At 48.2% G+C, this 20,678-nt stretch carries 15 protein-coding genes; 7 read left to right on the top strand and 8 right to left on the bottom strand.

Features of this window, described 5'->3' with window-relative positions; genetic code table 11:
* Positions 1–84: 84 nt before the first annotated feature.
* Together EI981_RS27340 and EI981_RS27335 are read left to right on the top strand one after the other, a co-directional pair.
* Entirely contained in the window at positions 85–3,447 is a 3,363-nt protein-coding gene (locus EI981_RS27340) for a GH36-type glycosyl hydrolase domain-containing protein (protein ID WP_127003657.1), read from the top strand.
* Between the two features lie 123 nt (positions 3,448–3,570).
* Positions 3,571–4,563, top strand: a complete 993-nt coding sequence (locus EI981_RS27335; RefSeq protein WP_127003655.1) for a LacI family DNA-binding transcriptional regulator — start codon at positions 3,571–3,573, stop codon at positions 4,561–4,563.
* Positions 4,564–4,678: 115 nt separating this feature from the next.
* Here the strand turns inward: EI981_RS27335 and EI981_RS27330 are convergent, their stop codons facing one another.
* From EI981_RS27330 to EI981_RS27300, 7 genes are all read right to left on the bottom strand, one after another.
* The gene (locus EI981_RS27330) at positions 4,679–5,449 is read right to left on the bottom strand and encodes a formate/nitrite transporter family protein (protein WP_127003653.1); all 771 of its coding nucleotides are present in this window, start codon (positions 5,447–5,449) and stop codon (positions 4,679–4,681) included.
* Positions 5,450–5,454: 5 nt separating this feature from the next.
* Entirely contained in the window at positions 5,455–5,775 is a 321-nt protein-coding gene (gene nirD, locus EI981_RS27325; RefSeq protein ID WP_127003651.1) for a nitrite reductase small subunit NirD, read from the bottom strand.
* 14 nt (positions 5,776–5,789) lie between these two features.
* Complete coding sequence (gene nirB, locus EI981_RS27320; RefSeq protein WP_127003649.1) at positions 5,790–8,192, bottom strand: nitrite reductase large subunit NirB; 2,403 nt, start codon at positions 8,190–8,192, stop codon at positions 5,790–5,792.
* A 382-nt stretch (positions 8,193–8,574) separates the two neighbouring features.
* Positions 8,575–9,378, bottom strand: coding sequence for a phosphonate ABC transporter, permease protein PhnE (phnE, locus tag EI981_RS27315; protein ID WP_127003647.1), 804 nt, complete (start codon positions 9,376–9,378; stop codon positions 8,575–8,577).
* The gene (gene phnE / locus EI981_RS27310; protein WP_127003645.1) at positions 9,375–10,178 is read right to left on the bottom strand and encodes a phosphonate ABC transporter, permease protein PhnE; all 804 of its coding nucleotides are present in this window, start codon (positions 10,176–10,178) and stop codon (positions 9,375–9,377) included. Before phnE (EI981_RS27310) ends, phnE (EI981_RS27315) begins: the two co-directional genes overlap by 4 nt.
* Positions 10,175–10,951, bottom strand: coding sequence for a phosphonate ABC transporter ATP-binding protein (phnC, locus tag EI981_RS27305; RefSeq protein WP_127003643.1), 777 nt, complete (start codon positions 10,949–10,951; stop codon positions 10,175–10,177). The genes phnE (EI981_RS27310) and phnC overlap by 4 nt, the downstream gene beginning before the upstream one ends.
* A gap of 119 nt (positions 10,952–11,070) precedes the next feature.
* The gene (locus tag EI981_RS27300) at positions 11,071–12,045 is read right to left on the bottom strand and encodes a phosphate/phosphite/phosphonate ABC transporter substrate-binding protein (RefSeq protein WP_127005063.1); all 975 of its coding nucleotides are present in this window, start codon (positions 12,043–12,045) and stop codon (positions 11,071–11,073) included.
* Between the two features lie 439 nt (positions 12,046–12,484).
* On the opposite strand from EI981_RS27300, the gene EI981_RS27295 reads away from it, so the two are divergent.
* The 5 genes from EI981_RS27295 to EI981_RS27275 all read left to right on the top strand — a co-directional run bounded on the left by EI981_RS27295 (position 12,485) and on the right by EI981_RS27275 (position 19,245).
* On the top strand, positions 12,485–14,080 hold the full coding sequence (locus tag EI981_RS27295) for a bifunctional metallophosphatase/5'-nucleotidase (RefSeq protein WP_127003641.1): 1,596 nt from the start codon (positions 12,485–12,487) through the stop codon (positions 14,078–14,080).
* A 99-nt stretch (positions 14,081–14,179) separates the two neighbouring features.
* Positions 14,180–14,872: a response regulator transcription factor gene (locus tag EI981_RS27290; RefSeq protein ID WP_127003639.1), complete on the top strand. Its 693-nt coding sequence runs from the start codon at positions 14,180–14,182 to the stop codon at positions 14,870–14,872.
* On the top strand, positions 14,869–15,906 hold the full coding sequence (locus EI981_RS27285) for a sensor histidine kinase (RefSeq protein WP_127003637.1): 1,038 nt from the start codon (positions 14,869–14,871) through the stop codon (positions 15,904–15,906). The genes EI981_RS27290 and EI981_RS27285 overlap by 4 nt, the downstream gene beginning before the upstream one ends.
* Positions 15,907–16,030: 124 nt before the next feature.
* Positions 16,031–16,726, top strand: a complete 696-nt coding sequence (locus EI981_RS27280; RefSeq protein ID WP_127003635.1) for an ABC transporter ATP-binding protein — start codon at positions 16,031–16,033, stop codon at positions 16,724–16,726.
* Complete coding sequence (locus EI981_RS27275) at positions 16,723–19,245, top strand: ABC transporter permease (protein ID WP_127003633.1); 2,523 nt, start codon at positions 16,723–16,725, stop codon at positions 19,243–19,245. The genes EI981_RS27280 and EI981_RS27275 overlap by 4 nt, the downstream gene beginning before the upstream one ends.
* Positions 19,246–19,311: 66 nt before the next feature.
* On the opposite strand, the gene EI981_RS27270 is transcribed toward EI981_RS27275, so the two are convergent.
* Positions 19,312–20,514, bottom strand: a complete 1,203-nt coding sequence (locus EI981_RS27270) for an MFS transporter (protein ID WP_127003631.1) — start codon at positions 20,512–20,514, stop codon at positions 19,312–19,314.
* Positions 20,515–20,678 lie beyond the last annotated feature (164 nt).

Genomic DNA, 20,678 nt, shown 5'->3' with positions numbered 1-20,678 from the left:
CGCAGTCCGAGTCAATGGAACCCGGCATGCAGGATAGGATGCAGCCGGGTTTCTTTTCATGAAGGATAGGAGGAATAGAGAGATATGGCAGCCACCATTACAGATTCGAAATATAGCATTCAGGCCGGAGATCTGAGCTTTACTTTTTGGGAGAGCGGAGATTTGCATCAGGCTGTTAGTGGTTCAACCATGATTAATCAGCTTATGACTAGCCCTGTGGAAGGATCCCTGAACAATATATACTTGCGCGTTCATAGCGAATCAGGTATTTCCTTTTACCCGTTGCTGGGCATTCAATCGGGAAGTACAGTAAGCGTCGGCAGGGATCGTATTGTGTGGGAAGGAGCTGTCGCAGGGGTAGAATACCGTGTAATCTTCGCATTGTCGCCTCAGGGCATCTGGTTCTGGGATGTAACGGTTCAAGGCAAGGGCGTTACTGTAGATGTGATTTATGGGCAGGATATCGGAAATGCTGATATCGGAGCTGTACGTAGTAATGAAGCATATTTATCGCAATATATAGATCATTCCGTATTCGAAGATAAGGACTATGGCTATGTCGTCTGCTCCAGGCAAAATATGCTGCAAAGCGGAGGCTTCCCATATTTACAGCAGGGCTCGCTAACCCGTGCGGCGGGGTTCTCTACGGATGGATTTCAATTCTTCGGGCTCTCTTATAAAGAGACCAATGAACCATCCTGCTTGAGCGAACCTAAATTGGCTAATGAGATTTATCAATATGAATTTGCATATACAGCGCTTCAGTCAGAGTTGGTCTCGCTGGATGGCGAAGCACGCTTTGTGTTCTATGGTCTCTTCAAGGCAGATCATGCGGCCGCTGTGACGGAGTTGGAATATAAAGAAGAGATTGTTAAGGCGTGGCAGGCATATAACTCGGAAGCGGGAAGTAGCGAACTGAGACGTCTACAGCCTATGCGTTTCAAGCCTGAATTCGGTCAACCAGTCCAGGCTCTTGCTATGACGCAAGAAGAAGTAGATGCCTTGTTCCCACAATCATTGAGACATCAGGAAGAGCGCAAAGATGGAAAGCTGCTCGCTTTCTTCACCGAAGCTTATGAGCATGTGATTCTGAAAGAGAAAGAACTGCTCGTCGAACGCCCGCATGGACATATCCTGATGAGCGGCAGCAATGTAGAACTAGGAGCTAAGGTTGTTACGACGACCTCATACTTGTACGGTATTTTCAATTCTCATCTTGTTGTCGGTAATACGAACCTTAATAAAATGATGAGCAACGCCCGAAGTGCGCTTAATGTGCCGAAGACAGCCGGACAGCGGATCTATGTAGAGCTCGGGGGCAAGTATCAGTTACTGACGATGCCATCCATGTTCGAGATCGGCTTCAATTATGTACGTTGGCATTATAAGCTGTCCGATGATGTTCTAGTGATCACGAATTACACAGCAGCGGAATTGCCAGTCGTTCGCCTGCATGTGAAGTCGAACAACGGCAAGAAGTACAAATTCCTGATAACCAACCAAATTACGATGGATGTTAATGAATACGGGTCTTCAGTCCGTATGATGGAGGAACAGGGTGTCCTGACGTTCTATGGCGGCCAGGATGAGATCCGCGCCCAGGCTTATCCGAACCTGAAATACCGGATGCAGGTGCATGGAACTGATGTCGAAATTGGCGATGAGGCTATGCTGATAGACGGGATTCCTTCTGGCTCTGCATCGCTGGTGAATATGAAGCTGGCATCTACAAGTGAGTGGAGCCTTACCATGCAAGGGCTGCTTGAGGGTGAAGAGATCGCTATGGACGCGATATCGAATGCCATGACAGAGATCGAAGCTTACCGCAGCTTCCTGAATAATGTCATGAACGGGTTCCGTCTTAGAGATGCGGATGGGCAGGATCGAGATGATTTGTTCAAGTTCAATGCACTGACTTGGTGGTATACGCACAATATGTTGGTGCACTATTCAGTACCTCATGGACTGGAGCAATACGGAGGCGCAGCCTGGGGAACACGCGATGTATGCCAAGGTCCGACAGAATATTTCATGGCCACTCAGAAGTTCGAACAGGTGCGCGATATTCTGCTGACGGTATACAGCCATCAATTTGAAGATGACGGGAATTGGCCGCAGTGGTTCATGTTTGACCGCTATGCTCAGATACAGCAGGAAGAGAGCCACGGCGATATCATCGTCTGGCCGTTGAAGGTGCTTAGCGATTACTTAGCGGCTACACAGGACTATGGCATTCTGGAGGAAACAGTACCATACACAGTGAAGGGAAGCTTCAGCTTTACGGATCAAGCCTATACTATCCTCGATCATATGAATCGAGAGATTGATTATATCCGCAGCCACTTCCTGCATGATACGCATCTATCCTCATATGGGGACGGGGATTGGGATGATACGCTGCAGCCAGCAAATGCACAGTTGAAGAAGTATATGGTCAGCAGCTGGACCGTTGCTCTGACTTACCAGTCTCTGAATCAATTGTCCAAGGCATTGGCGTCCGTTCAGCCAGATTTGGCTGCTGAGCTTGCGGAGATGACCGACCGGATCAGACAAGATTACTATCATTATATGCTGCAGACGGATGTGATCCCGGGTTTCCTCTACTTGGAAAATCCCGAGTCGGCGAAGCTGATGCTGCATCCTTCAGATACGGAGACAGGTATTCAGTATCGTCTGCTTCCAATGACTCGGAGCATGATTGCCGAACTGCTTGATCCGCAACGTGCGGCATCGCATTATGAGCTCATTAAGGAGAAGCTGTTCTTCCCGGATGGTGTGCGCTTGATGAATCGTCCAGCTCAGTATGCCGGTGGAGTCAGCACACATTTCAAACGGGCGGAGCAAGCTGCCAACTTTGGCCGCGAGGTCGGACTTCAATATGTCCATGCTCATATCCGCTTCGTAGAAGCAATGGCCAAGCTGGGACATGCAGAGGACGTATGGCATGGTTTGCAGGCTATTAATCCTGTAGGCATCCAGGATGTAGTTCCAAATGCGGAGATTCGTCAGAGCAATGCCTACTTCAGTAGCTCGGACGGGAAGTTCAATACGAGATATGATGCTCAGACGGGCTTTGAACAGCTGCGTAGCGGCGAGGTTCAAGTCAAGGGTGGGTGGAGAATCTACTCCAGCGGCCCGGGGATCTATATGAATCAGCTGATCTCCAATGCGCTTGGAATTCGCCAGGAACAGGGCGATCTCGTAATTGATCCGGTATTGCCAACCGAACTGGATGGATTGCACTTCGATTTCCAATATGCTGGAATGAAGATTACTTTCATCTATCATATAACCGGCGGACCGGTGAACGCAGTGGCCCTGAACGGGAATCAAATAGATACAGTGAGACTGGCAAATCCTTATCGTCAAGGCGGAATACGGCTATCCAGATCCGTCTTCGAACAGGTGATCAACCAAGAGGATCATGTCATCGACATTTTTATGTAAATTTATGGCGATCTGTATAGATCGCCCTTTTCCATAACTATAGGAGTTGAACTTGGCTTCACTCATACGACCATTAGTTCAGCCTTATGTCTTTGGTTGAGAAGATGAAGGAGCGAGGGTAAATTGACAAGCATTAAAGATATTGCCAAAAGGGCTGGTGTCTCGATCTCAACAGTATCCTATGCCCTTAATGGCAGCAGCAAAGTGACGGATGAGACACGGTCCAGAATTCTTCATATCGCCAACGAGTTGAATTATATCCCCAATGCGGCGGCAAGAACGTTGAAGAAGAAGGAGTCCAGGATACTCGGCGTGTTCCTTACCGATTTCAAGGGGGATGTGTACGGGGAGTTACTTGATGGGATGAAGGAGGTATGCAACTCGCAGGGCTATGACCTAATCGTATGCAGTGGGGAACAATCTCACCGTATGCTTCCAGAACGGATGATTGACGGTGCAGTCATTCTTGACCATACCTTCTCTAGTGAGGAACTGCTCAAGCATGCACAGCGCAACCATAAGATCGTCGTATTGGACCGGGAGCTGGAGCATCCGAACATTAATCAGGTGCTGCTTGATAATAAAGCGGGAGCGACCCTGGCCACGGAATACCTTGTTGAACAGGGGCATAAGAAGATTTATGTCGTAACCGGCCCAGACGATTCGTTCGACTCGATTCAACGGATGAAGGCAGTTAATCTGGTGGCGAGTCGGGCCGATGATGTGGAATGGATTGAGCTGCCCGGGGATTTCAAGAAGAGCGGAGGCGAGAGGGCTGCCGAACGGATTATTCAGGAGTATACAGAGCCGGTTGCTGTCTTCTGCCTGAATGATGAGATGGCGATCGGTCTGTGCAACCGCCTGGCGGATACGGATTTCATCATTGGCGAGCATGTACACTTAATTGGCTTTGATAATATCGAGCTCAGCCGGTATATGCAGCCGCGATTAGCCACGATTGATTACTCCAAGCGTAAATGGGGCGCGCTCGCTGCCGAACAGCTCATCAAGATCATTTCTGGAGAGGCTGTTGAGCATGAACGGATTTATGTAACGCTAGTGCAAGGTGCTTCCGTTGGTCGCGGACCGAAGCGGAGTAAACTGTATACGAATTAAATAATGACCCGAGTTGAGACACTTATGACAAGTGCTTTCAATCGGGTCATTTTGTATATGGGGGACTTTGGCTAAGCTTCATTGATGGTCACAGCTTCTGAATCGTAAATTTACATTAAACCCGCTTAGCCTTGCCAATATACCAATAGGGTACCCCTACAAACAGGATCCCTCCTACCATGTTGCCCAGTGATACCGGAATCAAATTTGCGGCAAGACCTGCCAGTGTTACAGTTTCCGGATGGGGAACCAGCAGCGAGATGGATAGGAGCGTCATATTCGCAACACTATGCTCAAAGCCAGAGGTGATAAACGCGAACAAGCACCAGAAGATCATAATCAGCTTTGCGGTTTCTTCCTTCATTTTTATGGAGCACCATACCGCTAGACATACAAGAATATTACATAGAATTCCTCGCATGAACAGTTCCATAAAAGGCGCATTCATCTTCACGCTTGCCACCGAATTAATAAATTCAGCAACCCCGCCAGTCGCAAGTCCTGTCAGGACAAAGATGGCGGCAACCAGAAATGAGCCTACAAAATTGCCAACGTAGCTATAAAGCCATATTTTCAAAGTCTCGAGCCATGATGTCTTTCTTTCAAGTGTACTTACCGTCATCACAAAGTTGTTCCCTGTAAATAGTTCACTTCCGGCCATGATGACAAGGCTTAAGGCGATTCCAAAAGAGACGCCCATAATGATCTTCGTACTTGGAACTTGAGCAGGGGTTAAAAGACCGCCTATCGTAAAAATAAGGATAATGCCAAGACCAACGAACAATCCAGCAAGCATGGAAGAGACCAAATATTTACCTTTACTCTGTTTAAGCAGGTTGACTTTGCCAAGCCCGGCCTGGTTGATCTGCTGAATGATATCATTCACCTGACTTATACCCCTCCTATATAAACAAATCCATCGATGATCTCAGTCTCGTAGGTTTGTATACAGCCGTCATCTGGTTTTTGTACTTCTCCAGTCACAAGGGAAATTTTCCAATCGTGAAGCGGACAGAAGACAAATTCCCCTGAGACAATTCCTTCAGCGAGTGGCCCGTTCTTATGGGGACAGCGATTGCTTACGGCACGAACATCTCCATTTGACAAACGAAAGACCGCGATAGACTGACCGTTCAACTGCACCTCCTTACCGATCTGTACGGGTAAATCCTCAAGCTTCATTACTTTCACCTTATCTGTCGTCATGCTCACTGTGATCTCCTCCCTTATCGCTTCTCAACTGTATAGAGTTGCTTACGCTGATCGTCTATCAAAGCTTCGCCCCAGGCCTCAGCATACGTATCCCGTGCATGTTCGAATCTTGCCGCAAGCGAGGCGACCTGTTCTTGATCGGCAAGCGCCCTGCGAACGGTATCCACACCGATACGCTCTACCCATGGTGCTGTACGCTCCCCATAAATCCCTGTCTCGCGATACATTTGCACGTAGGCCTTCGCCATTAGGAGCACTTCATCCTCTGTCGTTACCGTCGTAAGGCTGTCGCATTGGCGCACTTCCGTTCCGCCATTGCCTCCGATATAAAGCTGGTAGCCATTCTCGACACAGACAATGCCAAAGTCCTTCGTCAGCGCCTCTGCGCAATTGCGTGGACAGCCGGATACGCCAATTTTCATTTTGTGAGGCGTGTCTACCATTTCAATTTCTTGCTCCAGGCGAATGCCAAGTCCGAGCGAATCCTGGGTACCGAAGCGGCAGAACCTAGAGCCAACACAAGACTTCACATTGCGAAGTGATTTGGAGTAAGCATAGCCTGAACGCATCTCGAGATCAGCCCATATTTTCGGCACATCCTCTTTCTTCACTCCATAGAGCCCAACCCGGCTAGCCCCCGTGATTTTGACGAGAGGGACATTGTATTTCTTGGCGACTTCTCCGATCCGAATCAGGTCGTCTGGCGAGGTTGTCCCGCCGTACATCCGAGGAATGATTGAAAAGGTACCGTCCTTCTGAATATTGCCTTCCATCCGTTCATTAACGAAGCGCGAGGCCTTGTCATCCTCATATTCGTCAGGACGAATCATACGCAGGTAATAGTTCAATGCAGGACGGCATTTGGAGCAGCCCTCTTCATTCTTGAAGCCAAGCACATTGCGAACCTCTTTAGGAGTTTGCAGGCCCTTTTCTTTTATAGCAGCAACGACTTCATCTCTAGACAACGAAGTGCACCCACACATTCCGCTGACTTCAGCAGAGGCGTCAAACTTATCCCCTAACGTATGGGCAAGGATCGCTTCAACCATGCCGCGGCATTTGCCACAAGATCCACCTGCCTTGGTGATCGTCTTCACTTCGTTAAAGGTCGTTAGCCCATGCTCGAGGATCGCTCCTACGATCGTCCCTTTGGTTACCCCATTACAACCGCATACCGTCTCGTCGGCACTCATGGAGGCAACATCCAGACCGCTCTCTTCACCTGCCTTATGAAGCACTGAAGCATTTGTAAACTCCGAGATATCGGATTGCTTCTTCAGCATGCTGAACAATCGGGTTCCATCTGAAGCATCACCGTAGAGCACTACGCCGACGACCTTGTTGTCGCGAACGAGCACTTTTTTATACGTACCTGAGCATTCGTCTTGCACGACGATCGCCTTCGTATTCTCACATGGGTGGATCTCGCCTCCAGAGAACAGGTCGCAGCCTGCAACCTTAAGCTGTGTTGATAAGATACTTCCCTGATAGCCTGTTGTAGGATTACCGGTCAAATAGTCAGCCAGCACAATAGCTTGCTCATACAAAGGGGCAACTAAACCGTAGGCAATCCCCCGATGCTCAGCGCATTCTCCTACCGCATAAATAGCTGGATCTGAAGTCTGTAGAACATCATTAACGCAAATAGCACGTTTTACTTCCAGACCCGTATCCCTTGCAATCGCCACATTCGGACGTATCCCTACAGCCATTACGACAAGGTCGCATTCGACACTCGTCCCGTCCTCGAATCGTATGCCTTGTACACGCTCATCACCATAAATCTCTGTCGTCTTTTTCTCCATCAGGAACTTCATGCCTTGCTTCTCAAGATCGCGCTTCAATAAGGCTGCCGCCGCATGATCAAGCTGCACTTCCATCAGATCAGCCAATAGATGAACCACATGAACCTCCATGCCTCGATCCAGCAATCCACGAGCAGCTTCTAATCCAAGCAGGCCTCCGCCAATGACGACGGCTTTTTTATACTGTCCCGCAGCATCCATCATCGCCTGCGTATCATCTATCGTTCGGAAGCCGACAACGCCTTCCAAGTCATGCCCTGGAACAGGCAGAATAAAGGCGCTTGAACCGGTGGCGATAATGAGCTTATCGTACGAAACAATCGTTCCTTTATCCGTAATAACTTGTTGTTCTTCAAGGCGAATTTGCGTAACATGCTCGTTAGAGACCAGACGAATTTGATTTGCTTCGTACCAATCCCAGTCATTAATGTTTATTTCATTAAAGGTTGTCTTGCCTTGCAGCACGTTGGAGAGCATGATCCTATTGTAGTTCGGGTAAGGTTCATCCCCAATCATTGTGATGTCATACAAATCAGGATTTCTCTTTATGATTTCCTCAATGCAGCGTGCACCTGCCATACCATTGCCGATCATCACCAAATGACTTCTCATCCTTACTCCTCCAATATCCTTGTGAATGAAATCACATGTTTTAAATTATGTTACCTAGTAATCAAATAGTAAAGAGTGATTGGCGTCACTTTTTCTATGGATTTTTTACAAATATTATAAATAGCTAATAGCCTTACCCTTGTATTAAAGAGTAAGGCTGATAACGATATTATCTTCCATTGATTCTTAACAAAATCATTAGTGCGTGTTCAAAAAGGCTGGTTTTCAGCACCGAGAAGGTGGGATGAAGCTAGGGCGCGAGGAGCGCAACGTACGTAGTTGGTACGCGAGCACCGGAGGGCCCGGCTGAATTCAAGATTCGATGTCGAATAGCTTCATGATTTACTTCGTGATCAAAAGCGGATTTTTTGAACAACCTCTATTAGACCAGCTTCTTGCGGAGTGTTCCAGAGATCAGGTCTATGGTTGTGATCATGATAATGATACCGAGCAGGATAATGCCTACGCGATCCCAGTTCCGCGTGCTCAGGGCGAAGATCAGAGGCGTGCCGATACCGCCAGCGCCTATAATGCCAAGAATCGTCGCGGAACGGAGATTAAGCTCGAAGCGGTAGAGTGTATATGACAAGAAGCCAGGCAGAACCTGCGGGATGACTGCAAACCATAGAATTTGCAAACGGCTTGCTCCCACTGCCATAAGCGCCTCCAGCGGGCCGTTGTCGATATTCTCAACTTCATCGGCGAACAATTTACCGAGCATCCCTACGGAATGCAGGCCTAACGCCAGAACTCCGGCGAATGATCCGGGGCCTACCGCTTTGATGAATAGGATCGCCATAACCACTTCCGGGAAAGTACGGATCAGGCTAAGGAATATCTTACCGGAGCCGGATATTACCTTGCCACGGCTCATATTAACCGCCGACCAGAAGGCGAACGGAATACAGATGATCGTCGATATGAAGGTACCAAGAACAGAGATAGCTAGCGTATCCAATAGTCCCCTCAGTAAATCCTCTCCATCCGGCAGGTATACGTAACCCCAATCCGGAGAGAACAGTCCGGCCAGGATCGACTTACTCACTTGTCCGGCTGTTTCTTTAATACCGGAATAGGGTATGCCGGCAAAAGCCCATATATAGACAAGAATGAGTGCGATATAGATGAGTAGGCGATAACGGTTCTTCTTAGGCTTAGGTATGATATCATTCCATGATTTTGTCATAACAATTTCTCCCGCAGCTTAGAGCTGATATAATCGATGGCCAGTACAACGGCCAGAGTGACAATAATGATCATGCAGGTCTTGTCGTACTCCAGGAATCCTAAAGTAACTTCATAATAATGGCCGATACCCCCGGCGCCGACCAAGCCGAGCACGGCCGCAGCACGGACATTAATCTCGAAGGTGTAGAGCAGGAACGAGATGAAGTGAGGTTTGATCTGCGGAACGACACCAAATTTGATGATTTGCAGCGGATGTGCTCCTGCGGCCGTCATTGCTTCTAGCGGCCCGGGATCGATCGTCTCCAGGGCTTCGTAAGTCAGCTTGGCGATAACTCCTAGCGAGAAGAACGCGAGTGCGAGTATACCTGGCAGAGCGCCTAGTCCGAATATGGCTACAAAGAGAGCTGCGAGCAGCAGATCGGGAATGGTACGAATCAAGTTCAGGATGAAGCGAACGGGATAGTAGATCCATTTATGCCTAGCGATATTGGAGGCGCTCAGCAGCGCAATAGGCACAGCCATGATCGCGCCGAACGTAGTGCCAAGAAGCGCCATGCGGATCGTCTCCAGCATAGCGGACCATATTTTACTTAGATAGCCCCATTTGGGTGGAAGCATTTCTTTCAAAAGATCGAGCATATTCGGGAGACCCTGAATCAGCTCTCCGAAGGTGGCCTCAGTCTGGACCGCGCTGCCCCATAATAATAGAATAACAATCGCTACTGTGAAGTAATGTTTAATCTTACCCGGCGCCTTGGGCCGGAGCGTCTGCTGTGAAGATTCTACTTGCGCCTTCATACGACGGCTTCCTCCAATAAATGATTCTCCTCATGGAACGGACGTCCGTAAATCTCGGCGAAGCGCTCATCTGTCGCTTCTGATACTGGACCGTCAAAGACGACTTCGCCTGCTTGCAGCCCGATAATGCGAGTCGCATACTGCCTAGCCAGATCAATGGAATGTAGATTGACGATCGTTGTGATGTCGAGCTCCATATTGATCCGCTTCAGATCGTCCATGACTTGCCTCGTCGTAAGGGGGTCCAGTGAAGCGACCGGTTCATCGGCGAGAATGATTTTGGCCTTCTGGGCAAGAACGCGGGCAATTGCGACACGCTGCTGCTGTCCGCCAGATAATTCATCGGCGCGTGCATAAGCTTTCTGAACGATGTTGACGCGGTCGAGCGCTTCAAAGGCAAGATCAATATCTTCCTTTGGGAATAGGCCCAGCAAGGTGCGTGGAACCGAATGGTGCCCTACCCGTCCGGCTAATACATTGCGCAGCACAGTCGTACGCTTCACCAGGTTGAAACCCTGGAATATCATACCAATATCGCGGCGAATCATCCGCAGTTCTTTGCCTTTTGCTGTGGTGATCGATTTCCCATCAATGAGAATCTCGCCATCTGTAATATCATGAAGTCGGTTAATAGAGCGCAGCAGTGTGGATTTACCCGCGCCGGATAAGCCAACAATGGCGATGAATTCCCCTTTTTCAACCGTCAGGTTGATCTGATTTAGACCCTTGGTGCCATTGGGGTATGTCTTGGTTACATTGCGTAATTCAATCACTTGGCGATTCCCCTTTTTCAATAAATAATCGTGAAATAGAAGAGGCCAGCTGCAGTGCGGAAGCACTCCGGCTGGCGGTGTTGCGAGAGGGTGATTATATGAATGCTAGAGACCAGGGACTATTCTGTTTTTACCTTTTCCCCATATTCGCGGACGATATCGAAACGACTGTCATCGGATTTTACATACCCTTCATGGGTGTAAATTTCGGAAATAATTTTATGACCTTCTTCATCTTTGCCAAGTTCAATAAAGGCATTTTGCAGCTTCTCAATCCATTCTTGACTCATATCCGAGCGAACACTGATCGTATCGTTAGGGATAGGCTCTGTAAAAGCAAGGACACGTGTATCTTCAAATACGGAAGGATAGTCTTTTTTCACTGTGTTACGCGCATCTTGGAAGATTGCGGCTGCATCCACATCGCCGTTCAGTACAGCAAGTACGCCTTGGTCATGACCTTTAACGGTAATGGCTTCTACGTCCTTCAGTGGGTCAAGTCCTGCGTCCATCAATTTAGCGGCAGGCCATACGAATCCAGCGGAGGAAGTTACATTTTGATAAGCAATCTTCTTGCCCTTCAGATCGGCAACAGATTGAATGCTGGAATCTTTCTTCACGATGAGCATCGATTTGTAGAAATCAACCAGATCCGTCGTTGGAGCACCTGTATCATCTTGCACACCGAAACGTTGAGCTTGCAGAATAACCTCTGCTGCGCCTTTCTCTTTGGCCAATACATAAGCGGTTGGAGGCAGGAAGCCTACATCAACTTTCTTAGAAGCCATAGCTTCGATGATTGTATTGTAGTCAGTGGATACGCTGACTTTGACAGGAATGCCGATCTTGTCGGAGAGCAGCTTCTCAAGCGGCTTAGCCTTTGCTTCCAATGTGTCAGCATTTTGCGAAGGTACGAATTGAACAGTCAGTGTAGTTGGAACATAACCTGTATCTTTCTTCTCTTCGGTCTGATTGGTCTGTTTGGTCTGACCGGAGTTTGCTGCAGCTTTGCCATCAGTATTGTTAACGGAGGCGGAGTTCTGTCCGCATCCCCCAAGGACGGCAATGGATAAGAATAAAGGAAGAGCAAGCATAGCTAATTTTTTCAAGCGAGATGACCTCCATAGAATCTATTTTTTTGGTGCTGGCTTAAATATAATGCTCATTTATTAACGGATCGTCAGTGGAATGATAAAAATTTGTAAATTAGAGGAAGTTCATAAAGTCCACTTTTGATCACGAAGTAATTCAAGAGGCCAAATCGGCATCGAATCTTGAATTCAGCCGGGCCTTCCGGTGCTCACGTACCCACTACAAGCATATGCTTTCGAAGTCGTTTTCTACGAAAACGTGTAGCTCCGCTCCTCAGTCCCTAGCTTCATCCAACTGAAGCGTTTTGAAAAAACGCACATCGGAAGCATAAGCTTCGGTGCTGAAAATCGGACTTTTTGAACATGCATTTAACCGAATTTAATATAAATCTGCATTTCGCTTGATAGAATCAAGAAAAACACTAAAAGGGAGTGTTAGAGGATGGAACAAGAAGCAACATGTGAGATTCTAGTATCCAGCGATATTCATGGACATATTTATCCGACAGATTACCGTTCAACTAGCGAATGCCAATTGGGATTAGCTAAACTGGCGACATTGATCGGAAGAGAGAGGCAGGTTGAACCAGAGCTGTTGTTACTTGATAATGGGGATCTTATTCAAGGGACACCTCTGTCGACGTATTTTGTGAAGAACAAGCAAGGGATCCACCCGACGATTGAGGTGCTTAATCGGCTGGGTTATGATGCAGCAGTTCCGGGAAATCATGAATTTAATTATGGACTAAGCACTTTGAGCCAGGTGGTTGAGGATTCGCAATTTCCATGGCTTTCTGCAGGGATAACGGTGAAAGGAGCAGGCAAGCCTGCGTTCGGGCAACCGTATATAACGAAGGTTCTGGAGAACGGATTAAAGCTCGCCGTGTTGGGAGTGACAACGCATTATATCCCGCATTGGGAGAACCCTCAGCATATCACGGGGCTGGAGTTCACCGATGCGCTGGAGACGGTTCGTTTCTGGGTACCGATGATTCGTAGAGAGGAGCGGCCAGATCTGCTGATTGTGGCTTATCACGGCGGATTTGAACGCGACCTGTGGACCGGCGAGCCGGTGGAGCGCCTGACTGGAGAAAATCAGGCCTATGCGATGTGCGCGGAGGTGGAGGGGATCGATATCCTTATCACAGGCCATCAGCATCGTAGTCTTGCTGGGGAGGTGAATGGGGTAACGATCGTGCAGCCTAGTTGTTTAGGCCAGGCACTGGGCAGAATTAATGTTAGCTTCCGCAGAGGGGAGAGCGGAGACTGGGAGATTACAGAACGGCGTGCTGACCTGATTGTCCCGGATGAGTCGGTAGAAGCGGATCAGGGAGTACTCGATTTATGTCAGGAGCTCGAGCATGAGACACAAGCCTGGCTGGATGAGCCGATCGGAACAGTAGATGGCGATATGAGCGTATTAAGCTCACTCGATTGCCGCCTGGAGGATCATCCTTTTATCGAGTTCGTCAACCGGGTTCAGATGGAGGTCAGTGGTGCTGAGGCATCCAATACCGCGCTGCTCAACGAGCAATCGCTTGGTTTCCAGGGTGTAATTACGCGTCGGGACGTGTTGGCTAATTTTATATATCCCAACACACTTACCGTCTTGAAGCTAACCGGTGAAGATATTCGCGCGGCGCTGGAGCAGACTGCTACCTATTGGCAGCTGGGCTCTGACGGAGAACTAATGATTAACCCGTCCTTCTTGGAGCCGAAGGCCCAACATTATAACTATGATATGTGGGAGGGCATTGAATACGAGCTGGATATTTCTCGTCCGGCAGGAGAGCGGGTAGTTAAGCTGAACTACAACGGCACAGAGCTGGCTGATGAGGCGGAGATTGATGTCGTTATGAACAGCTATCGCGCCGGCGGGGGCGGAGATTACGAAATGTACCAGGGGAAACCGGTTGTCAAGGAGATTATGACCGATATGGCTGATCTGGTGAGCGATTATATTATGGAGCATCAAGTCATTCAGGCAAGCTGCAACTACAATTGGAGAGTTAGTATCCAGCAAGGAGCAAAAGCGTAAGGAGTAGCAGGAAAGCTCCATTTTCATACAAGTACTGCCTGTTCAGAGCAAGGGTATTGTAGAATAGAATTAACAAATTCATTGTACGGGAGCCCTGATATGACAACGATACTTGTGGTTGAAGATGACAGGAGTTTGAATAAAGGGATTGCACTGACGCTAGCCCAGGATGGCGTGACTATTAGGCAAGTCTATGATGTTGCTGGTGCGGAGATGCTGCTGAAGGCAGAGAAGGTAGATCTCGTATTGCTAGACATCAATCTTCCGGATGGCAGCGGGCTGGATCTATGTGAGCAGATACGTCGGGAGTCTCGCATACCGATTATTTTTCTGACAGCGAATGATTTGGAGATCGACATCGTAACTGGGCTAGAGCTTGGTGCGGACGATTATATTACGAAGCCGTTCAGCTTGATGGTTCTGCGCGCTCGGGTCATGGCTGTATTAAGAAGGCTGGAACCCCAGGAGCGTGAGAAGCTGATCTATGGTGACTTGGAGCTTGATTTTGAGAGATTAGAGTTTCATAGACGGGGGCAGGCTCTTGCACTAAGCAGGACGGAGTGTAAGCTGCTCCGAACGCTGGTCCATCATCCCGGCCAGATTCTCACCCGTGAACAGCTTATGGATCAGGTATGGTCGGGCGAAGCAGAGTTCGTTGATGAGAACGCACTTACGGTTACGATCAAACGGCTTCGCGCAAAGTTGGAGGATGAGCCCTCAGCCCCAGAGTATATTAAGACGGTCTACGGTTTAGGTTATGTGTGGGCTGCAGAAGGCGGGGGCTCAAGATGAACAGAGGTGAAAATGCCGGGCATTTTAACAAACTCTATTATAGTTTTTCGGCAGCGGCTGGTTTGCTTATATTGGGGTATGCGGGATGTATGATGTACATGACAGGTTTGACGGGCCGTGTAATTTGGCTGTCTATTTTATTCATCTGTATCTTCGCCGTTCTTTGTGTGCTGTTAATTTGGGGATTGCGAAGCAAGCTTGCCGGTATCGTCGATACATTGGACGAGATTATTGAAGGGGCAATCCGTGGAGAAGAGCGGGTAACAGGCTACAGTGAGACTAGTATATCATCGCTAGAGAACAAGCTGATTCGCTATATTGACCTCTCCTTTGCTCATGAGCAGAAGATGGAGGCGGAGAAGAATACGATTAAACAGCTCATCTCTGATATTTCACATCAGACGAAGACCCCGTTATCCAACATCACGCTCTATAGCCAGTTACTCGCGGAGCAAGCTGGATTCGAAGGGGAGACGCAGCAGTGGGTGGAGCAGATCAGTATTCAGGCCAATAAATTAGACTGGCTGATTCAATCTTTGATCAAGATGTCCAGATTAGAGACGGGGATCATAACAATACATCCTAGCTACTCGCCCGTGATCGGGACGATTACGGAGGCGATGTCGCAAGCTTATAAACAGGCAGAACAGAAGGGAATTGATGTGACGATAGACTGCGCCTCTTCTATATATGCATACCATGATCAGAAGTGGACGGGAGAGGCGCTGTTCAATATTCTCGACAATGCGGTGAAATATAGCGAGCCTGGTAGTAGGATTAGGATCTCAGTTGCAACCTATGAGTTATTCGTACGGGTTGATATTGCCGATTCGGGTATGGGGATCGCGGAGTGCGAACTGACTCATATATTCAAACGCTTCTACCGCTGCCAGAGAACCGCGGGATTTGAAGGCGTGGGCATCGGGCTGTTTCTAACCCGGGAGATCATAAGCGCACAGGGCGGATATATCAAGGTATCTTCAAAGCTGGAGCAAGGTGCGACATTCTCTATATTCCTGCTTGCAGACAGCTGACCGATAGCGGCGAATCTGTCACTTCTGTTATATTTGCGTCACGGGAATGACAGAATCATTTGTTACATTTAGTTTGTACGATGGATGATCATGTACAGACTATTTTTTTTTAGGGGATGATGAGATGCCGATCTTGCAGATAGAGCATTTGAAGAAATACTACGGAAAAGACCAGGTTCGTGTAAAAGCGCTAGATGACGTGTCACTCTCCGTGGAGAAGGGGGAGTTCGTAGCGATTGTCGGAACCAGCGGCAGCGGTAAGAGCACGCTCCTGCACATGCTTGGCGGTCTTGATCGCGCGACCGAGGGCAAGGTCATCGTGGATGGCAACGATATATTCGCTATGAACGACGAGAATCTAACGATATTTAGGCGCAGATCAGTTGGCTTTGTATTTCAAAGCTATAATTTGATTCCGATCCTGAATGTATATGAGAATATTGTACTACCTATCGAACTGGATGGGGCGTCGGTGGACCAGGAATATCTGGACTTGATCATCAGTACGTTGGGCTTGAAGGAGAAAATACATAGTCTTCCGTCCAGCTTGTCCGGAGGACAGCAGCAGCGGGTAGCGATTGCCCGGGCGCTGGCGACGAAGCCGTCGATCGTTCTAGCCGATGAGCCCACGGGGAATCTGGATAGTAAGACTAGCCAGGAAGTGCTGATTCTCTTGAAGCAATTAAGCGAGAGGTTTAATCAGACCATCGTGATGATCACGCATAACGAAGAGATTGCGCAGACCGCAGACCGGATCATACGGATCGAGGACGGAAGAATAGCGGGGGCGGATACTACCGGCTCCGAGGTGAGATCATGATCGGAACGAATAATCGGCGTACGATATTTCGGTTGGCCAAGAAGAGCTTGCGTGCCAGCCCATTACGGAACTGGATCATTATCGGAGCCATCGTGTTGACCACGCTGATGATTACCTCGATCTTCACAATTACTCTAAGCTTGAATAAGTCGATGGAACGAACACAGATGAAGACGGCTGGAGGGGATTACCACGGAAGCTTCAAATATTTGACTAAGGAACAGGTTGATACACTGAAGCAGCATCCATCGATCAAGGAATACGGGACTTCTCTCGTCGTGGGTTGGGTGGCCAATGAAGTATTTAAGACCTCTCCCATTGAAGTTAATTTAATTGATGATCTTATGGCCAAACACAGCTTCGTTCAGTTCATCGAGGGCGGGTTGCCTGTTGAAGAGGACGGAATCGTCATGAATACATGGGCGCTTGAGAAGCTTGGTGTTTCGCTCCAGCTTGGTGCTGATGTTCCATTAGAAATCGATATTAACGGCCAGAAGCTAAGTAAGGATTTTAAATTATCCGGTTATTATAAGGCGGATCAACATGTCGCGATGGCTGGATTAGCATACGTATCGCAAAATTTTGTGGATAAATATGTAGCCCAAATGGATCCCAAGCAGACCAAGCTCAGCGGGACCTATGTGAACACGACCAGCTTGAACGTCATGTTCAACAATTCCTGGGATATTCAGGAGAAGGTGGACAAGGTACTGGCGGATACGGGTCTCGACGTTCCTACAGGTGTGAACTGGGCATATTCCAGCGTTTCTCTGTTCAATGATCCGATGAACCTATTACCGTATGCGGCATTGATTTTAGTCATCATGCTAAGTGGATATTTGCTGATCTATAATATTTTCTATATTTCCGTAGTGAGGGATATTAAATTCTACGGGCTGCTGAAGACGATTGGAACGACGCCGCGGCAGCTCAAGCGGATGATAGTGACTGGAGCCAATTTATTGTTCATCGTCGCATTGCCGATTGGTCTTGCTCTTGGGTATGGGCTTGGTTATCTTTTGATTCCGATGTTGTCCTCGTTCTCGGATGAGCCTAGAGAAATTTCCTATTCAATAAGTCCATGGATCTTCATTGGTGCGGCGATATTCTCTTATATTACATTGCGGATCTCGGCCAGTAAGCCCGGCAGGATGGCGGCGCGGGTTTCCCCTGTTGAGGCCGTCAAATACGCAGGTGTTAGTGAAGGAAGCATGAGGGGCTTCAAGCGAACACGACATGGCGCTAAAATATATAAAATGGCTCTGGGCAATCTGCTACGCAGCAAGAAGAAGCTGTTTCTGATGCTAGCCTCTTTATCCTTGGGCCTTATTTTGTTCAGTATGATCTACACGCTGATTTCTTCCTTAAATGTGAATAAATATTTGAATGCTTTTATTTCCGGCGATTATGTCGTGAAGGATGAGGCCACAGAAGCCAATATGTGGGTGACGGATAACGAATCCTATGCCCTAACTGAGGAGGTCAGCCAGGCTTTGGAGGAGCTCAACGGGGTAGAGCGTCTGGACAAAGTGTATTTCAAGGAGGACACTCTGCCGATCAGCGATAGAATTAGAGTTCTGCTGGAGCCTCTGGCTGAGACGGAGAAACCCGAAATGCCGATGTATTCACCGATCTTGACGTCAGGACGGATGCCTTTACAGATCTATGGGTTGGATGAGGGTTGGTACGATGTGCTTAACCCAAGCGAGATTGTTGCTGGTCAGTTCGATCGGGAGAAGTTCAATACAGGCAAGTATGTACTGGTTACAGAAGCGCTGCTGGATGAAGGATATAAGAGTTACTATCAGCCAGGAGATAAGGTCGAATTGGGAGTGGACGGCAGAGATTACGAAGTAATGGCTGTATTAAAATCAGATGGCCTTTATGCGGCCGGGGTTAAGTATTATAGTATTGCCGGTTTTAGAGCCTTTCTCCCGACACGGGAGTCTAAGTTAGCGGAGCCGGACAGTATTATTCTGTCAGCTACACTACATCTCGAACCTAATAAGTCAGATCAAGCGAAGTCGGCTATCCGTGCCTACACTGATTCAGTTCCCGGACTGCTGATGAAATCTCGGGATGACTATAAGGCTGAGATGAACGGATTCATTACGATTTTTCAGACTGTGGGTTACGGACTTAGCTTTATCATAGGACTGATCGGGCTAATGAATTTTATGAACACGATGATTACCGGGATGATTGCTCGGCGACATGAATTTGCGATATTGGAGAGTATCGGGATGTCGAAGAAGCAGCTAAGGAAGATGCTTATCTATGAAGGGCTGTATGTAGTCTTGTTCACGGCTGTCATTCTGGGGACCATTGGAGTGCTGTTAACGTATGGCTTAATCAAGACCATTACTGAGAATATTGCCTTCACTGTATTTCATATGGATGTATTGCCGATCGCAGCTTCTATCCCGATCCTGGCTGTTATCTCTATTGTCATTACAGTAATCGCATATAAGGTGCTGGCAAAAGACACTGTAGTAGCGAGGTTAAGAGAAGCAGAATAGCAGAAGGGGAGTCCTGTTGTACGTAACAGAACTCCCCTTTTTTTTATGTTCGCTTAAATTAATAGGTTATGCTGCGCCATGCTTGCGCTCTTGAATATAGCTAATTGAGCCGAGCGTCAAGGCCGAAGCGGCGAGCAGTGCGCCAACCCAAGGGAGCGAGGATAGCCCCAGGTGAGTAATGACGAGACCACCGATAAAAGCACCGCAGGCATTACCCAGATTACCAGCTGAATGGCTTGAGGTCGAGGCTAGCGCCGGAGCGGCCTCCGCCAGACTCATAATCTTGATCTGCAGACCTGGCATAATGCTGAAGGAAGCTGCGCCCCACAGGAAGATGGTAATAACGGCGAGTATCGGCTGCTTGACCGTAAAAGTAAAAATCGTAAGAAGCACGCAAATCACGACATAAATGCTGAGGATGGAAGGCATCAGCTTCCAGTCGGCCAGCCTACCGCCAACAATATTGCCGATCGTAACTCCGCATCCGAACAGCACGAGAATCCAGGTTACACTATGCTCGGCAAAGCCGGAGATTTGCTGCAGCATCGGGGCGATATAAGTGAATACGGCGAACAAGCTGGAATTTCCCAGTGCACAGATCAAGAGGAAGTACAGCAATTTTGGCCGTATTAGAGCTTTTAACTGTGCTCCCATATTGCTGCCCTGTCCGGATTGGAGCTTGGGAATGAACAATAGGATTCCTAATAAAGCGATGACTCCAGCAATAGCGATAGCAGTAAAGGAAGCGCGCCAGCCCATATGCTGTCCGACGAAGGTACCGAACGGGACACCAATAATATTGGCGATAGTCAGCCCAGCCATCATAATCGACACTGCCCCAGCCTTCTTATCCGGGCGAACCAGACCGGCTGCAATCACAGCCCCGACTCCGAAGAATGTGCCATGGGTCAATGCTGTAATAATTCTTGCCGTCATCAAGAAGGCATAGTTAGGAGCAAAGGCCGAGATGCCGTTGCCGACAATAAATAAAATCATTAGCAGGCATAACAGCAGCTTCTGCGGAAGCCGATGGGTTACCATGGTCAGGATTGGCGCACCAATCGCTACTCCCATCGCATAGGCTGTAATCAACTGTCCCGCAGATGAGATAGATACGTTCAGATCTTCTGCAACATTCGGAAGCAGGCCCATAATGACGAATTCGGTCATACCAATCGCGAAAGCGCCAACGGTCAACGACAACAGAGCGATAGGAAAACGCTCCTTGGTGACGGTACTTTCAGCGGTAACAACTTGTGGTGAGTTCATGCTGAGTAGATCAACCTCTCTATGAATAAATATTGGACTAGAATACGGATAGGAACAGTTATATATTATACGCGAAAACAGAATAATAGGAAGGCGCCAATGCTATAGGAAAGCTAAACCTTGGATCGCTAGATATCCGAGGTCTTTTTCATTTTATTTAACAT

The organism is Paenibacillus lutimineralis (genome assembly GCF_003991425.1).
Lineage (GTDB): Bacteria > Bacillota > Bacilli > Paenibacillales > Paenibacillaceae > Fontibacillus > Fontibacillus lutimineralis.
Note: the sequence above shows the minus strand (reverse complement) of the source record. Positions and strands in the feature narration are given on the sequence as shown.

Bases quoted from the DNA above. Each gene is read 5' to 3' on its own strand.
- phnE (WP_127003647.1), bottom strand. From the start codon at position 9,378: ATGACAAAATCATGGAATGATATCATACCTAAGCCTAAGAAGAACCGT.
- phnE (WP_127003645.1), bottom strand. From the start codon at position 10,178: ATGAAGGCGCAAGTAGAATCTTCACAGCAGACGCTCCGGCCCAAGGCG.
- EI981_RS27300 (WP_127005063.1), bottom strand. From the start codon at position 12,045: ATGCTTGCTCTTCCTTTATTCTTATCCATTGCCGTCCTTGGGGGATGC.
- EI981_RS27295 (WP_127003641.1), top strand. From the start codon at position 12,485: ATGGAACAAGAAGCAACATGTGAGATTCTAGTATCCAGCGATATTCAT.
- nirB (WP_127003649.1), bottom strand. From the start codon at position 8,192: ATGAGAAGTCATTTGGTGATGATCGGCAATGGTATGGCAGGTGCACGC.
- EI981_RS27275 (WP_127003633.1), top strand. From the start codon at position 16,723: ATGATCGGAACGAATAATCGGCGTACGATATTTCGGTTGGCCAAGAAG.
- EI981_RS27285 (WP_127003637.1), top strand. From the start codon at position 14,869: ATGAACAGAGGTGAAAATGCCGGGCATTTTAACAAACTCTATTATAGT.
- EI981_RS27280 (WP_127003635.1), top strand. From the start codon at position 16,031: ATGCCGATCTTGCAGATAGAGCATTTGAAGAAATACTACGGAAAAGAC.
- EI981_RS27290 (WP_127003639.1), top strand. From the start codon at position 14,180: ATGACAACGATACTTGTGGTTGAAGATGACAGGAGTTTGAATAAAGGG.
- EI981_RS27340 (WP_127003657.1), top strand. From the start codon at position 85: ATGGCAGCCACCATTACAGATTCGAAATATAGCATTCAGGCCGGAGAT.
- EI981_RS27270 (WP_127003631.1), bottom strand. From the start codon at position 20,514: ATGAACTCACCACAAGTTGTTACCGCTGAAAGTACCGTCACCAAGGAG.